At 64.9% G+C, this 16223-nt stretch carries 14 protein-coding genes; 12 read left to right on the top strand and 2 right to left on the bottom strand.

The annotated features are described in order from the left end of the window. Positions 1-30: 30 nt before the first annotated feature. From ASG92_RS08340 to ASG92_RS08285, 12 genes are all read left to right on the top strand, one after another. A complete protein-coding gene (locus tag ASG92_RS08340) occupies positions 31-690 on the top strand; it encodes a response regulator transcription factor (RefSeq protein ID WP_056626750.1) in 660 nt (219 codons plus the stop codon). A 5-nt stretch (positions 691-695) separates the two neighbouring features. Next, positions 696-2213, top strand: a complete 1518-nt coding sequence (locus tag ASG92_RS08335) for a HAMP domain-containing sensor histidine kinase (RefSeq protein ID WP_056626749.1) — start codon at positions 696-698, stop codon at positions 2211-2213. Beyond that, complete coding sequence (locus tag ASG92_RS08330) at positions 2213-3163, top strand: TAXI family TRAP transporter solute-binding subunit (RefSeq protein WP_056626747.1); 951 nt, start codon at positions 2213-2215, stop codon at positions 3161-3163. Before ASG92_RS08335 ends, ASG92_RS08330 begins: the two co-directional genes overlap by 1 nt. Positions 3164-3217: 54 nt before the next feature. Next, positions 3218-3919 (top strand): GntR family transcriptional regulator, encoded by a 702-nt coding sequence (locus ASG92_RS08325; RefSeq protein ID WP_056626745.1) that lies wholly within the window; start codon positions 3218-3220, stop codon positions 3917-3919. Between the two features lie 271 nt (positions 3920-4190). Beyond that, positions 4191-5585 carry an MFS transporter gene (locus ASG92_RS08320; protein ID WP_056626743.1) on the top strand — a complete coding sequence of 465 codons (1395 nt, stop codon included), beginning with the start codon at positions 4191-4193 and terminating at the stop codon, positions 5583-5585. A gap of 276 nt (positions 5586-5861) precedes the next feature. After that, the gene (locus ASG92_RS08315; RefSeq protein WP_056626741.1) at positions 5862-6866 is read left to right on the top strand and encodes a LacI family DNA-binding transcriptional regulator; all 1005 of its coding nucleotides are present in this window, start codon (positions 5862-5864) and stop codon (positions 6864-6866) included. Positions 6867-7048: 182 nt separating this feature from the next. Next, positions 7049-8044: a LacI family DNA-binding transcriptional regulator gene (locus tag ASG92_RS08310; protein WP_056626738.1), complete on the top strand. Its 996-nt coding sequence runs from the start codon at positions 7049-7051 to the stop codon at positions 8042-8044. Positions 8045-8109: 65 nt separating this feature from the next. Further along, positions 8110-9411 carry a sugar ABC transporter substrate-binding protein gene (locus ASG92_RS08305; RefSeq protein WP_056626736.1) on the top strand — a complete coding sequence of 434 codons (1302 nt, stop codon included), beginning with the start codon at positions 8110-8112 and terminating at the stop codon, positions 9409-9411. Further along, entirely contained in the window at positions 9408-10376 is a 969-nt protein-coding gene (locus tag ASG92_RS08300; RefSeq protein WP_056626734.1) for a sugar ABC transporter permease, read from the top strand. The genes ASG92_RS08305 and ASG92_RS08300 overlap by 4 nt, the downstream gene beginning before the upstream one ends. Before the next feature lie 82 nt (positions 10377-10458). Further along, positions 10459-11256: a carbohydrate ABC transporter permease gene (locus ASG92_RS08295; RefSeq protein ID WP_056626732.1), complete on the top strand. Its 798-nt coding sequence runs from the start codon at positions 10459-10461 to the stop codon at positions 11254-11256. Between the two features lie 25 nt (positions 11257-11281). Continuing rightward, the gene (locus ASG92_RS08290; RefSeq protein ID WP_056626730.1) at positions 11282-12646 is read left to right on the top strand and encodes a glycoside hydrolase family 172 protein; all 1365 of its coding nucleotides are present in this window, start codon (positions 11282-11284) and stop codon (positions 12644-12646) included. A 25-nt stretch (positions 12647-12671) separates the two neighbouring features. Next, positions 12672-14030, top strand: a complete 1359-nt coding sequence (locus ASG92_RS08285; RefSeq protein ID WP_056626729.1) for a glycoside hydrolase family 32 protein — start codon at positions 12672-12674, stop codon at positions 14028-14030. On the opposite strand, the gene ASG92_RS08280 is transcribed toward ASG92_RS08285, so the two are convergent. Together ASG92_RS08280 and ASG92_RS08275 are read right to left on the bottom strand one after the other, a co-directional pair. Next, positions 13993-14931 carry a 5'-3' exonuclease gene (locus ASG92_RS08280; protein WP_200951915.1) on the bottom strand — a complete coding sequence of 313 codons (939 nt, stop codon included), beginning with the start codon at positions 14929-14931 and terminating at the stop codon, positions 13993-13995. The two genes, ASG92_RS08285 and ASG92_RS08280, sit on opposite strands and share 38 nt — an antisense overlap. 284 nt (positions 14932-15215) lie before the next feature. Further along, positions 15216-16178 (bottom strand): LysR family transcriptional regulator, encoded by a 963-nt coding sequence (locus ASG92_RS08275; protein ID WP_082579381.1) that lies wholly within the window; start codon positions 16176-16178, stop codon positions 15216-15218. Between the last annotated feature and the right edge of the window lie 45 nt (positions 16179-16223).

The following is a 16223-nucleotide window of genomic DNA, read 5'->3' as shown; positions in this document are numbered from 1 at the left end:
ACCGCCCGGGCGCTGAAAGGAGCCACCGCAATGCGTATTGGGGTCGTCGAGGACGACGACGGTGTTGCCAGCGCATTGGTTGATGCGTTGACGGCGAACCGGATCGCCGCAGAGCGCATGTCACGTGGCGCCGACATTTTGACGCGGCATCCGGACTTCGACCTCGTTCTCCTGGATCTCGGCCTCCCCGACATGGACGGCATCGAGGTCCTCCGCAACCTCCGCCAGGTGTCGGCAGTGCCCGTCATCATCCTTACCGCCCGCGACGATGAACGGTCGGTGGTGCGCGGCCTCCGGAACGGCGCCGACGACTATCTGGTTAAGCCCGCCCGGATGACTGAGCTGCTGGCCCGGATCGAAACCATCCGAAGGCGCGCCAGCCGCGTCAGGGAGTCCCCTGCCCAGGTCCGCCAGTTCGGAGACGTGGCCATTGACCTGGCAGGCCGGTCCCTGACCGTGGCGGGCTCCCCCGTGCCGCTTACGACCAAGGAATTCGAACTGCTGGCGGCGCTGGTCGACAACCCTGGCACAGCCGTCAGCAGGCAGCAGCTGATGGACCAGATCTGGGGGGATGCCTTCGTGGCCGTCTCCCGGTCCCTCGATGTCCATATGACAGCGCTCCGTGCCAAGCTTGGCCGTCCCGCGCTGATCGAGACCATCCGCGGCTTCGGCTACCGCTGGATCGGCTAGGAACCATGAGAAGCCGCCTGCTCCTGGTCCTGGCCGTTCTTGGCGCCATCGCCGTCACGGCCTTTGCCTTCCCCCTCGCGGCGTCCATAGCCGACGTAAGGACACGCGAATTCGTCCTCAGCCGGGATGCGGATCTCCAACGCTTCGCCGACCTTGCGGACGGATACGTCAGGAGCAGCAGCCCCGGCCTCCTCCTTGAAGAAATCGATGCGTACCACGCCCTTTACGGCGAAGCCCTGGCGGTGGTCTCGACACGGGGAGGAGCGCCCCGCACCGTGGGCACAAGCCTTGAGGATCCGGTGGTGTCATCCGCTATTGGCCGCGCACTGCGGAATGAACGGTCCTCGGCCGTGGAGCTGCTGACACCGTGGAGCCCGGAAACTGTCGTCTTCGCCAAGCCCATCGGAACGGGGGCCCAGGTCAACGGCGCCGTCGTGATTGTCGCCTCGACCGGGCGCGCCCGCGGAGACATCCTTCAGGGGTGGGCTCTCATAGTCGTGGGATTCCTGGCGGCGGTGGTCGGCTTCGGCGCGCTTGCGCTCTGGGTCAGCCGGTGGGTGCTTCGTCCTCTTGAGGAAGTCAGCACCCGCATCGAGCAGGTGACGAACAGCCTTCCGTTTGTCGCAGGTGTCACCGGGAGCGCCGCCTCATCGTCGGATTCAGGCCGGAGCGGTCCGCCGGAGCTACGCGCGCTTTCGAAGGCGTTCGAAAGGATGGCGGCGACGGTCCATGCGTCTGCGGACGCGCAACGCAGGCTGATCGCCGATACGGCCCACCAGCTCCGAAACCCGCTGGCCGCCCTCCAGCTCCGGCTGGACCTGCTTGGACCGCTGGTCCGGGGTGAGGGGAAACCAGGCTACGGGCGCGCCCTGGGTGAGACGCTCCGCCTGCAGGAGATCCTGGATGATCTGCTGGCGCTGTCGGTCGCCGAGACGCCGCGGGCGGAGGGCACCCAAGGCGAACGCACCTGCGTTCCGTACCTTGTCGCCGTCGAACGCGCAGATTTCTGGCACAGCACGGCCGCGGAGTCCGGTACCGCTTTCCATGTCCGTGAGGCACCTGAAGAACTTGTGGCGCAGGTAAGCGCAGGAGATCTGGAGCAGGTCTTCGATGTGCTTTTCGACAACGCCTGCAAATACTCGGGGCGTGGAACAGCCGTGCGGATTTCGATTGGGTCGAATTCCGGGCCGGAGCCGGAAGCCGGATCGCAGACGGTCATCACGGTTGCGGACGACGGCGTGGGGGTGCCCGGCGATGAGCTGGACCTGGTCACGCGGCGGTTCTTTCGGGGCAGGCGCCCGGGCGGCGAGCCGGGAGAAAGCACGCGCCCCGGTGGCACCGGTTTGGGACTATCCATCGTTGAAGCCCTGGTGGAAACCAACGGCGGCGAGCTGGCGCTCCAGGAAACTCCAGGAGGAGGCCTTACCGTCACCATGTCTTTTCCGCGCCCGGTTGAAGCAACCCCGGTTCAAGCTGCAGCGCCCAAGGAACGGGCCTCAAAGCGGACGAAGGCATCCGGCTGATGCGGCGCAGCGACATGGGATTGCACATCTCCCGACGGGCCATGCTCGCCGGCCTCACCGTCCTGGCATCCGGCATCGCCTTGGGAGGGTGCCAGCCGCCGGTACGGGTCTTCAGCCTCGGCACAGCCGAGAACCGCGGTTTTTTCTACGATTTCGGGCAGTCGCTGGCGGGTGCCGTTTCACGCTCCGATGTGGGTTTCACGCTCGAGCCGCGGATAACAGGGGGCTCGGTCGAGAACATAGCGGACCTCCTGGCCGGCCGTCTGGACCTGGCCCTGGCTTTGGCCGACGTCGCCATGACGGAGAAGGAAGGTTTGCGTGCAGTGGGCCGGGTCTACCTGAACTACCTTCAGCTGGCTGTGCCCGCGGATTCGACGATTCGCGCCCTCGCTGACCTGCGCGGGCGAACGGTTAGCCTCGGAGCCAGTTCAGCCACCGCCAGGGCAGGGCGCCTGTTGCTGTCGGCCGGCGGCCTCAGCGAGGCGGCGGTGCGGGTCCGGCCGGTTCCCATCACCGGGGTCCTGGATGCACTCGCCAGCGGCCGCGTCGACGCCGCCCTTATTGCCGGCGGAGTGCCCCACCCGGAAATGGACACGAGCGGCGGACGCGGGCCCGCCTCCGGCATCCGGCTCCTCGACCTCTCCGGCGAACTGCAGACCATGCAGAAGCAATACGGTCCGGTGTATCAGCCGGTCAGATTGGCAAAAGGCCTGTACGGTTCCGCCGGCGAGGTCGGTTCCATCGGCATCGCCAGCCTCCTGTTGGCCCGTTCTGATCTGCCTGAGGACGTAGTGGGCAGGATCGTCGATGTCCTGATAAACAAGTCTTCCGAGCTGGTTCCCGCGGGCACCGCAGGCGTGCAGTATCTGGACACGCGTTCGTTGATCTACACCTCCGGAGTGCAACTCCATCCGGGAGCGGCAGCAGCCTACCGCCGCCATCACGGTTAACTTCGCCGCAGATGCCGTAATTTGGGTTGTAGCTAAGCAGAAAGAGAAAGAACCATGAGTGAACGCAAGCGTGTGCGTCCGCAGCTAAGCGATGAAGCCTCGTCCTACATTCGCGCCCTGATCATGTCCGGCAGCCTCCGCCCCGGCACGCAGGTGCGTCCGGAAGTCCTGGGTGAAGCCCTGCAAATCTCGACCACACCTGTCAGGGAGGCCCTGCAATCCCTGCGGGTGGAAGGATTCCTTGAACTGGTGCCCCGCAAAGGGTTCCAGGTGGCGCCGCTGACGGGGAAGGACATCCGGGACATTTTCCGGGTCCAGGCCCTGATAGGCGGCGAGCTTGCCGCCCGGGCCACACTAAATGCCACGGCAGACAACCTTGCCGAGCTCGAGGCCCTGCACCACGAGCTGATCGCGGCGGCGACCAGGCACGACGAAGTGCTGCTCGAGGAGAAGAACCACGCCTTCCACCGGGAAATCAACCTCCTTGCCGACTCCCGCAAAATCATCTGGGTGATGGGCCTCGTTTCCCGGTACGTGCCGCGGCGTTTTTACGCCAACATCCAGGGCTGGCCCCAGGCCACGGTGGATGACCACTCCAAGCTCCTGGATGCGATCCGTTCAAGGGACGCGGACACCGCACGCCGCGAAATGGAAGAGCACATCATGCACTCCGGTGAGCTGCTGGCCACCCATTTCGATGAGCGTGTGGCCGAAACCCCGTCGCCGGATGAGGCGCAGGGACTGGCACGCGTGTGACTTCCGCCGTGCCGCGCTGCTAGAGCATGACTGAGTAGTCCTGCTTTCTTTCGTCTGCCAATTCAGGCTGCGCTCCGGCGCGCCCAAAACCCATTCCGTTGGTGCGCCGGCTTTCCCCCGGCGACTGTCCTAAGGGAGTGCTAAGAAATCGGCCATTCGCTATTCACCGAGGGTGACCTGAGACACATTTGAAGTAGTTCAAGGGCGCAAGACCCGAACTCGATGTTGAGGCAGAACGCCAGCGGCATCGACCAAGAACAAAGGAGTTCAAATGAACACTCAACAAGCCTCGGTGCCAACGGCCAAGCCCCGGGTCGTCAGCAATGTTGTCAAGGGATGCCTGGGCAACTTGATCGAATGGTACGACTGGTTCGTTTACGCCTCGTTCAGCATCTACTTCGCTGCCGAGTTTTTCCCCGCCGGCAATCCGACGGTGCAGCTGCTGTCCACAGCCGCCGTCTTCGCCGTCGGCTTCCTGATGCGGCCGCTGGGCGGCTGGCTGCTGGGCATGTACGCGGACCGGCACGGGCGCCGCAACGCGCTGGCGGCTTCGGTGCTGCTCATGAGCGCGGGATCGCTGGCCATCGGCCTCACGCCGTCGTATGAATCGATCGACATCCTGGCCCCGATCGTTCTGGTCGTTGCCCGCCTCCTGCAGGGCCTCAGCGTCGGCGGGGAATTCGGTTCCAGCGCGACGTATCTGTCCGAGGTGGCCACGCCTGGCAAGCGCGGGTTCTTCTCCAGCTTCCAGTACGTTTCCATCATCGTGGGCCAGCTGTCCGCACTCCTTGTCATGATCCTGCTCCAGCGCATTCTGACCCCGGAGCAGATGGGCGAATGGGGATGGCGTGTTCCGTTCATCATCGGCGCCGTCGCCGGACTCGGCGTGATGATTCTCCGCCGCTCCATGGATGAGTCCGAGCACTACAAGATCGAGAAGGCGCGTGAGGCGGCAGGCCTGGAAAACGGAACCAAGCCCGTGGGGTCCTTGCGGGCTCTCCTGCAGTACCCCAAGCAGCTCGCAGCCGTCTTCGCGCTGGCCATCGGCGGCACCGTGTCCTTCTACGTCTACACGACCTACATGCAGAAATACATGGTCAACACCTCGGGGATCGCCAAGGAAGACGCGTCCGTCATCAGCTTCGTTGCCCTGTTGCTCTTCATGTTCCTGCAGCCCATCGCCGGCGCCCTGTCCGACCGCGTCGGGCGCCGCAAGGTGATGCTCTTCTTCTCCATCGGCGGCACCATCGTCACCGTGCCCATCCTGACCATGCTCGCCGAGACCACCAATGTTTTCGCAGCCTTCGGGATGATGATGCTCGGCCTGGTCTTCGTGTCGGGCTACACGGCCTGCGCCGCCATCGTCAAGGCTGAAATGTTCCCCACCCGCGTACGTGCCCTGGGAGTCGGCCTTCCGCACGCCCTGGTCGCGGCCACCTTCGGAGGAACGGCAGAACCGGTTGCGCTCGCACTGAAGCAGGGCGGTGCCGAGTCCGCCTTCTTCTGGTACGTCACGGCCTGCATCGCGCTCACCCTGGTGGCGGCCATCATGGTCAAGGACCCGTCCAAGAACTCCACGCTGGAAGCAGACCTGCAGCCGGCCGAGGCAACGAAGGCCAGCGAGCCTGCCCTCGCCACGTCGCCCCGGAGTTCGGCCGGGGCATAGGTTCATCGCGGCGCCCGTTTCGAGGCGTCGCCACGCAAAACACAACCAAAGCGGACGACGGCGGGAGGACCCGCCGTCGTCCGCCTTTCCTTTTGGGGCGGTCAGGTCGGCTCCGGTGCGGAGCCAGCCATGCTGGAGAACTGGCCCAACCCCTCCCGAGCCGGGCAGACCTGGCCCCGGGCCGATATACCGCCGGAGCAGGAGCCGGGAGGCTCTGTAGACTGGCGGCTATCAGCGCGAAACGTTCGCGCAAACGCTTTTCCGAGGGGCCCGGCAATGACGACGATGGTAAAAGTGGCGAAGCTCGCCGGGGTGTCCATTTCCACGGTCTCCCACGTCCTGAACGGCACCCGGCACGTCAATGAGGAAACCCGGCAGCGGGTGCTGAAGGCCATCGAGGACACCTCCTACCGGCAAGATGCCCTGGCGCGGGCCATGCGCCGCTCCAAGACGGACAGCATCGGCCTTATCGTTTCCGACGGCGGAGAACCGTCCTTCGCCGAAATGATCCGCGGAGTGGAACAGGCCGCGGCTCGCCACGGAGTCACGCTGCTGCTGGCCAATTCCGCCGAAGATCCCCAGCGGGAAGCACGCGCGATTCAGGCACTGCTGGAGCGGCGCGTCGACGGCATCATCCTCGCACAGGCAGCCGGCTCCGCCCCCGACGCACTGGCGGTCTTTGCCCAACAGGAAACTCCGCTGGTACTTATGGACCGGCTGTCGGACCTTCCATTCGACCAGGTGGGCATCGAGAACCGGCAACCAACAGCGGAGCTTGTGGCGCACCTGTCCGCTCAGGGACATCAGAGAATAATGCTCATCGCAGGGGACACCAGGGTCGCGACGTTGCGGGAGCGCCTCGAAGCGTTCGACGATGCCGTCACCCGGGCCGGACTGCCCGCAAAGGGGCAGGTGAAGATCGCCGCCGCGCAAGCCGACGTCGTCGACGCCCAGATCGAAGAGGCCCTCGACAGGCCCGACAGGCCCACCGCCGCCATCGCCTGCAGCACCGTCCTGGCCGCCGCCGCCCTGCGCATCATCCAGCGCCGGCGCCTTCGAATGCCGGAAGACATTGCCTTTGCCACCTTTGACGGTTTTGCCTACGCCGATCTCTTCGAACCGCGCCTTACGACCGTTCGCCACCCCGCGTTCGAGGTCGGCGTGACCGCCGCCGACCTGCTTGCGCAAAGAATAGAAGACAAGACTGCCGCGCATTCCCTTGTCCGGATCGCACCCACCATCGAGTACCGCGGTTCCACCGGTTCCGCCGCCGTGTCCTAACGCCAGCCGCGGGCTCCCCGCACGCCAAGACCTCCTGGGGGCATTCAGCGCGGGGCATTGACCGCCCCGCAGGGGACGCCTGAGGGTAACCCTTCGATCTTTTTGCCTGTGATCCATTGCACATCGAAACGTTTGCCTCTACCATCGAATCGTTCGCGCAATCGTTTCGATAGGAGGCTCCGATGGCAACCATCGTTGATGTAGCAGCGTTGGCCGGTGTCTCGACGTCCACAGTTTCGCACGTCATCAACGAGACCCGGCATGTGGAGCCAGGGACTCGCGCCAGGGTCCTCGCTGCAGTTCAAAGTGTCGGCTACCGGCGCGACGCGCTGGCACGGTCCCTGCGCCGTTCCAGAACAGATTCGATCGGATTGGTCGTGTCCGACGCCGGCGAGCCGGCCTTCGCGGATATGGTCCACGGCGTCGAAGAAGCGGCAGCCCAGCTAGGGCTGTCCCTGCTTCTCGCTAACTCCGCCGAAGACCCGGCCAGGGAGCGGATCGCCGTGGAAACACTTCTTGACCGGCGGGTCGACGGGCTTATCGTCGCCCGCGCGGCAGGCTCCGGCCCGGACCTGCTGACCCGTATCCGGGAGGAAAGCAAGCCCCTCGTTCTCCTGGACCGCTTGGCCGACCTCGATGTCGACCAGGTCGGCGTGGACAACGCAGCCGCCGTCGCCGAATTGGTGGCCCACCTGACGGGCAAGGGGCACGAGCGCATCCTCCTCGTCGCGGGTGATCTGCGGGTTCCCTCGCTGAGGGAACGCTTCGAAGGATTCCGTGCAGCCCTGAAATCCCAGGGCCTGGGCACCCCGCCGGGCATCATGTGCGAGGGAACCTCCACTGCGGCAGCAACCCTTGAAAGCGTGGGCAGCATAATCCGGAACCCGGAAACGCGGCCGACCGCCATTCTGGCGTGCAGCACCGTATTGGCTGCGGGCGCCCTGAAAGCGGTACAGGACGCGAACCTCCCCATACCTGGGGCCATCGCGTTTGCAACGTTCGACGGCTTCACCTACTCGGACTTGTTCGAACCGCAGATCACAACAGTCCGGCAGCCAGCGTTCGAACTCGGCGAAACCGCCGTCGAGCTGCTCATGAACCGGATCAACGAGCCCAACAGCAGGACCCAAACCCGCCGGCTGAACTCCACCATCGAGTTCCGCCGGTCCACAGACTAGACCCCATCCGCATCAAACAGCAGGGCCTCCGCAGACAGGAGGCCCACGTGCAAAGGAGCATCACCATGAGAAAGTCCCTGCGCATCACGATGGCGGCGGCCGCCACGTCAGCGCTGCTCGCCCTCACGGCCTGTGGTGGCACGCAGACCGCGAGCGCCCCGGCTGCAGACGGGTCATACACGGCCCCGGCCAAGGACGTCACGGCTACCATTTCGGTTTCGAACTGGGGCGATCCCGGCGATAAGGCCGTCTACGACAACGTTGCCGCACGCTTCAAAGAGAAGTACCCCAACGTAACCGTGAACAACAACTTCACGCCCATCACCACCTGGACGGAGTACGTCAACAAACTCGTCACCCAGGCTGCGGCGGGGCAGGCGCCGGACGTCATCAATATCGCCACCGAAGGCGTCCAACTGGGGCTCGACAACGAGCTCTTCGCCTCCATGGACGGCTTCCTGAAGAACGATCCCGAGGCACAGTCCCTGGAGAAGGACATCGACCCGAAGCTCCTTGACGGATTCCGCAAGGACGGCTCCACGTACCTGATGCCGAACACCTTCAACACCATGGTGATCTACTACAACACCAAGATGTTCAAGGACGCCGGCATCGAGCGGCCCAGCGACGACTGGACGTGGGACGACTTCCTCGCGATCTCCAAGAAGCTGACTACCGGCTCCGGCGCTAACAAGGTCTACGGATTCGCACTGCCCTACTACTCCTTCGGCATTACGCCGTGGCTGTACTCCAACGGCACGTCCATGATGAGCGAGGACCTGAAGACATCGCAGCTCACGGATCCGAAGGTTCAGGAAACCATGGGCTGGGTCCGGGACCTCGTTACCAAGCACGGCGTGGCGCCCCAGCCGAAGGGCTCGGACCCCTATCAGCTCTTCCCGGCCGGAAAGGCTGCCATGACAGGCGCTGGACACTTTGTCACCGGCGGGTTCAAGGCCGCCGGTTTCTCCGACTACGACATCCTGCCGTGGCCGAAGAACGCCACCAAAGCCACGGTCTTCGGCGCCGGCGCCTTCGCCATCTCCAAAACATCAAAGAACCCCGGGCTTTCCTGGGAGTTCATCAAGATGCTGACGGACCAGCAGACCCAGAAGAAATGGGCCGACGCCGGCTCCGCGGTCCCGTCCACCAAGACGGCGGCGTCGTCCAAGGAATTCCTGGCCGCACCCGCGCACGCCGGCGAGTTCTACAACTCGCTTTCCTACGCCAAGCCGGTGGCCGCCCCGGGCGCCTACAACGTCCTGGATCCCGCCTTCATGCGCGCGATGGACGAAATCATGTCCGGGCAGGATGTCGCGGGCTCCCTGGAGAAAGCCAACAAGGACGTCGAGGAAGCGTTGAAGTGACAACCACCACCGAAACCCAGAGTCCCGCCGCGCGCCAGCAGGGCGCGGCGGGGCCGGGGGCTCCTGGCCGGACCAGCCGGCTCAGCGCCGTCAAACGCCAGGATGCCTTGACCGGCTACGCCTTCACCGCCCCGACGATCATCGGGTTCGTCATTTTCGTCCTGGGACCGCTGATCGCCGCCTTCTACCTGAGCCTGACGAAATACAACATCCTGACCGCACCCAAGTTCGTGGGATTCGACAACTACGTGCGCATGTTCCGGGACGAGCGGCTGGCCACCACGTACGGGAACACCGTCCTCTACGTGGGCGCCGCTGTGGTGCTGATCAACGCCTTTGCCCTGCTGTTCGCCGTCCTCATCAACCAGAGGCTGCCGAAGGGGCTGACCTACGTTTTCCGGTCTGCCTACTTCTTCCCCTACCTCGTTGCCCTCGTCTATGTGTCCATCATCTGGCAGGCCCTCTTCCAGAAGGACACCGGCATCATGAACTACTACATCGCCGGACTCGGCGGAGAAAAAATCGACTGGCTTAACAGCCCCGAATTCTCCAAGTTGTCCGTGATCATCGTCGACACGTGGCGGAACGTCGGATTCTCGATGCTCATCTTTGTTGCCGCGCTTCAGGAAGTGCCCAAGGACATGGTGGAGGCGGCCCGGATGGACGGCGCCAACGAATGGCAGGTCTTCCGGCGCATCGTCGTACCGATGATCAGCCAGGCCACCTTCTTCAACATCACGATCACGATCATCGGCGCCTTCCAGATCTACGAGTCGATCATTGTCCTCACCCGCGGAGGTCCGGGAGACGCCAGCCGCAGTGTCGTCATGTACATCGCCGAAGTCGCGTTCAACAAGTTCGACATGGGCTACGCCTCGGCCATTGCCGTAACGCTCTTCATCATCATCATGCTGGTCACGCTGCTGCAGTTCCGGCTCCGGAAATCGTGGGTGAACAATGAGTAGGCTCGACACAACCGTCCGTCCTTCCCGCTCAGGCACCGGAAAAGCCGCGCGACGGCGGCCCGGCGTCGGGAAATGCGTTTCAGTGGCGCTGCTCGTCATCGGGGCAGTCGGAATGATTGCCCCGTTCCTGTGGATGTTCACCACCTCCCTCAGGGATGCCGGCCACGCGTACGACCTGCCGCCACAGTGGCTGCCCACGGAATGGGACTGGTCCAACTACGCGGGCGCTGTCAGCGGACCTGTTCCGATCCTGAGGAACATGCTCAACAGCGCCGTCATCGCCATCGCCGTGAGCATCGGGATGATCATCACCGCGCCCATGGCCGGATATGCCTTCGCCAAGCTCGACTTCCCCGGCAAGAACTCCATCTTCGTCGGCCTGCTGTCCTCGCTCATGGTGCCGGCCCAGGTCACGATCATCCCGCTGTTCCTCCTGATGCGCACGTTCGGCCTCCTGGACAATCCGCTCAGCCTGATCCTGCCGGGCATCACCGGAGCCCTCGGGGTGTTCCTGCTCCGGCAGTTCTTCCTGGGCCTGCCGCAGGAAATCATCGACGCGGCGCGGATGGACGGTGCGAACGCATGGCAGACGTACCGGCTGATCGCCCTGCCGCTGGCCAAGAACGCTGTCAGCACCTTGGGCGTCATTACCTTCCTGGGCAGCTGGAACGCCTACTTCGCGCCGTCGATCTTCCTCAACAGCACCGACACCGCCACGCTCCCCCTGGGGCTGGTCCTCATGCTGGGCCCGTACGGCGCAGGCAACGTGGCGCAGGTGATGGCTGCAACCACCATCGCCATCGCCCCCGCACTCATCGTCTTCCTTGTGGCCCAGCGGTGGATCATCGCCAGCCTCACCCAGTCAGCCGTCAAGGGCTAACAAACTCCCGAAAGGTAACCACACAATGGCAACGTCCCACCGCTCCGGGCTGCTCTCCAGCCTGACCAAGCTCTCCACCGCCCGCACCGCCCGCGCCTCCAGCTGGGACCAGACCGGCCGCAACCGCGACAACTGGATCATCATGCCCGGCGAGGAGCGCGTGCTGGCCGACATTGAAGGGCCCGGCTCCATCACGCACATCTGGATGACCCAGTCCTGCCGGATCCAGCCCGGGCCCGGCCAGATCTCCCCCGAACTCGTGGGCGTGCCCATGCTGGAAATCCACAACGCCCTGGGCGTCAGCTGGGAAGTGGTGGACCCGGACTACTACCGGAAGATCGTCATCAGGATGTACTGGGACGGCCAGGAAACCCCCAGCGTCATCGCCCCGCTGGGTGACTTCTTCGGGCTGCTCAATTCCCTGTCCGGCTCGTACGATTCGCTGCCGCTGTCAGTGTCAGCCAAGGAAGGAGAGCTGAACACCTTCGGTGGCAGCGCCGCCTTCAACAGCTACTTCGAGATGCCCTTCAACTCCCGGGCACGGATTACGGTCGAAAACCAGAACGACATCCCCTACCTGCAGTACTTCTACATCGACTACGAGCTCTACACAGAGCCGCTGCCGGACAACACTGCATACTTCCACGCCCACTGGCGCCGGCAGAAGCCCAACGCCGGCTGGGGCCCGGACCTGCAAACCAACAGCATCGAAGTGGCCATCCCCAACCTTTCCGGCGAAGACAACTATGTGGTCCTCGAAACCGAGGGGCAGGGACATTACGTAGGCTGCAACCTGGCCGTCCGCCACTTCCAGGGTTCGTGGTGGGGCGAGGGCGACGACATGATCTTCATCGACGACGACACCTGGCCGCCCAGCCTCCACGGCACCGGCATGGAGGACTACTTCGGCCATGCCTGGGGCATGCAGCACAACGCCTATCTCATGAACGGAACCATGGTCCACGAGGAAAATGTCCCGGGATTCCACCACAGCTACCGGTTCCACATGACCGATCCGATCAGGTTCCAGAAGCGGATCAAGGTCACGTTCGAACACGGGCATGCCAACCATCTCTCCGACGACTGGTCCTCCACTGCGTACTGGTACCAGACTCTCCCGTCCCCCGTCCTGGACATCGATCCCGTGGAGGAGCGCCTGCCGTTGCGGCCCCGTGACCAGGTGGAAGAGGTACCCCTCCCCGCTTTGACGCCCGCCCAGCAGAAGGCACGCGATTCATACGCCGAGCGCATGAAGGGCTTCACCGAAATCCGCGACGCCGTCCGGGCGGAACGCCGCGCCGAAATCGACCGGTGGGAACAGGCCAACGCCACCCAGGCCCGGGAAATCCGCGAGCGGTTCCTGGCCTCCAACAGTGTCACGGCCGAATAGCCCACAACCAGCGACAAGGATCAGCATGAACGCCCAAGCCCTCCGGCCCGCCTTCCACTTCACCGCAGCCCAGGGATGGATCAACGATCCCCTCGGCCTGACCTGGACGGACGGCCAGTACCACCTCTTCTACCAGTACGTCCCCGGCCGCACCACCTGGGCCTCCAACTGCCACTGGGGCCACGCCACCTCGCCTGACATGATCGCCTGGACCGAGCAGGGTGTCGCCGTGGCTCCCGGAGAAGGTGACGACGGAGTCTGGTCCGGTTCCATCGTCACCGCAGCCGACGGCACGTCAACCATGTTCTATACCTCCGTCACCGAACCGGACATCGGCATCGGGACCGTCCGGACCGCCACCCCCGACGACGCGTCCTGGAACACCTGGACCAAAGGCCGGAAGCTGATGACCGCACCGGACCGTGACGTCGTCGCCTACCGCGACCCCTTTGTCTTCCGCGACGGTCACCTGTGGAGGATGTTCGTCGGGGCAGGGCTCGACGGCGGAACCGCCGCCGCGGTGTCCTACAGCTCGACGGACCTGGCCGAATGGACGCTGGACGGGATGGCCGCCCTGCGCTCCGGCACAGAAACGGAACCGGTCTGGACGGGGACCATGTGGGAATGCCCCCAGCTGTTCGAGATCGACGGCTCCCACGTCCTGGTCACGTCCATCTGGGAGGACGACGTGCTGCACTATGTTGCCTACGGAGTGGGCCATTACGCCGACGGAAGGTTCGAGGCCCGGTCCTGGGGCCAGCTCAGCTACGGAAAGAGCTACTACGCGCCGTCGTTCTTCCGCGACAAGGACGGCAAACCGTCCCTCATCTTCTGGGTGCGGGGTGTGGTCAGCCCGGACGGGCAGTGGGCCAGTGCGCTCAGCATCCCGCACACGCTTTCGCTCGTCGGCGACACCCTGGTGGCCGCGCCGCACGAGGACCTCAGCACGTACGGACGGCCGGCACAGCTGCAGCGCGTGGGCGAGGCTGCCTTTGAAACGGTGCTCACGGCCGGCGCCGACCTCCGGTGCACGGTGGCGGCCGGAATGACAGTACGCGTGGAGTCCCTCGACCAGACGCTCGTGACTGTCGCTTCAAGCGGGGACGGGATCCGCGTCACCGCAGACGGGAACCCTGACTTCACAGATGCGTTCTTCCCTGCAGCCGAGGGATCAGAGCTGCGCGCCATCATGGACTCCGGCATTCTGGAGCTCTCCGGCCCCGGGGGAATCATGGCCGTCCCCCTGCCCATCGTCGCCGGCCCGCTGACGCTGACAGTCGTCCGTGCTGCCGCCGAACCCGAGCTGCGGACGGTGTACCGGCCCATGACACCGGACGATCTCCCCCTCAATGACGCAGGTCGAGCGCTTCGAGGAGTCGTTTGACCGAGCCGCCGAGGTTCCAGTCGATGGCGAGACGCTCGAGTTCGGCGCGCGATTCGCCCTCGACGGGGTGGAGCTGCGCGCCCGCCTCCTCGAGTGTCGGCAGCTCGAGGTCGCGCACGATCCTCACGACGGCGGGCGCGACGGTGAGGTAGTCGGCGGCGGCGGCGAGCTTCGACCGCACGGAGGCGGACAGACCGCTTCCGGCATCCGCCGCCGCCGAGAGCAGCTCCTCGAGCGTGCCGTACTCTCCGAGCAGCGACGCGGCGGTCTTCTCGCCGATGCCGGCCACGCCCGGCAGCCCGTCGGAGGCGTCACCGCGGAGGGTCGCGTAGTCGGCGTACTGCTGGGGCAGCACCCGGTACTTGCCGACGACGACCGCGTCCGTCACGACTTCGAGGTTCCTCATGCCGCGCGCGGTGTAGATCACCCGCACCTGACGTTCGTCGTCGACGACCTGGAAAAGGTCGCGGTCGCCCGTCACCACGTCGACCGGAAGCTCTGCGTGGCTGGCGTAGGTGCCGACGACGTCGTCGGCCTCGTGTTCGGCAGCCCCCACGACGGCGATGCCGGCGAGGTCGAGCACGCGGCGGATCATCGGAATCTGCGCCTCGAGGGCGTCCGGCACGACCTCCACGTCGGGGGCACCGGCCACCACCTCTGCGACCCGGTGCGACTTGTAGGTCGGGATGAGGTCGACCCGCCACTGCGGACGCCAGTCGTTGTCCCAGCACGCAACGAGGTGCGTCGCGTCGTAGTCGGTGGTGAGCCGCGCGATCATGTCCAGCAGCCCGCGAACGGCGTTCACCGGGGTGCCGTCGGCGCGGCGGATCGTGTCGGGCACGCCGTAGAAGGCGCGAAAGTACAGCGACGCAGTGTCCAGCAGCATCAGGCGGTGGGGCATAACCGATCCTGACACGGAATCGCCCGATCTCGCTGGACCGGCACGGTTTGGCGCTTCGATGAGAAGACTCTCAGACAAGTCTCACCTCCGACTCAGACTGGGCGTTCATGATGGAACCAGTTGGCAGGACCAGTGTGTGAGGCTGAGGAAAGGAACCGGAATGCCCACCAAGTTTCAGGCCGGGGGAACAGTTGCCGGTGGCCGCGCACAGGATGCACCCGAGTCAGGCCGGGGTGCGCATGACGCTACCGGCGGCACCGCCCTTCGCGAACAGATTATCGACATCATCCTGGATGTTCTCTCGGAATCTGCACCGGTGCGTCCGGAAGTCCGTGCCGGTCTCCTGAAGCGCCTCGCGGAAAATCCCGGGAACCCGGAAAAGGCGCTGCTGGACCACCTTCAAATGCTTGCCGGGCCAGGCGCGCGAAGTCGGCAATAAGAACTGACGGGTCATCCTTCCACGACGCAAGGAACACCGATATCGGTGGTGCGTCGCGGACCAGCTTGTAGGCAACCCCGGGCCGCGGATACTGCGTCGCGGTCGCTTCGGAGGACATGTCCATGGCCTTGCCCGTGGCGATCAGCGTGAGCCAATCATCGACGCCTTCGACAAGGCGGACGGAGGAAGGCTGGGCCTCCGGGCCCCAAAGATCCTCGGCGGTGGTGCCGGTGCGGCTGTCGACGGCGATCGTCCGCCCCGAAAAGTCCGCCATGCGGAGGAACCGCCTGCGGGCCAGCGGATCCGTGGCGGCCACCGCGGCATAGCGGCGCTCCGTTCCGATCAGGGCTTCAGTGAAGCGCGGGTCGTTGAGCTGCCGGCGGACGACGGCCAGGTCGACGGATCCGCCCGCCAGCCCGGCCGTCGGGGAGCTCGACTGGACCCAGATGAGTTGAACCCCGGGGTTTGCCTCCTCCCAGCGGCGCTGCAGGGCTATGGTCCGGCCGCCCAGCGCGGACCAGGCGTAACCGACCCTGAGCTCGCCCGCATGGTCCCGTGCTGCCTCTTCCAGTAACTTCGCTTCGTCCAGGACGCGGCGTGCGTGTTCTATGATCCGTTTCCCGGCCGCCGTCGGGGTCACGCTGCGCGTGGTTCGCTGAAAAACGCACACACCCAGCGTGCGCTCCAGCGTTGCGACAGACCGGGAGACGCTTGCCTGTGAAGTTCCCAAACTGATGGCTGCGTCGGTGAATGTCCGGGCGTCGTCAACGGCTACGAGCGACCGAAGATGGCGCAGCTCAAGATTCATACGGTCATCGTATAGAACAAGCAGCGGAGGCATTTATTGGTTTGA

The organism is Arthrobacter sp. Soil736 (assembly GCF_001428005.1).
Lineage (GTDB): Bacteria > Actinomycetota > Actinomycetes > Actinomycetales > Micrococcaceae > Arthrobacter.
The sequence above is the reverse complement of the archived record's forward strand: the minus strand, read 5'-3'. Positions and strand labels throughout refer to the sequence as shown.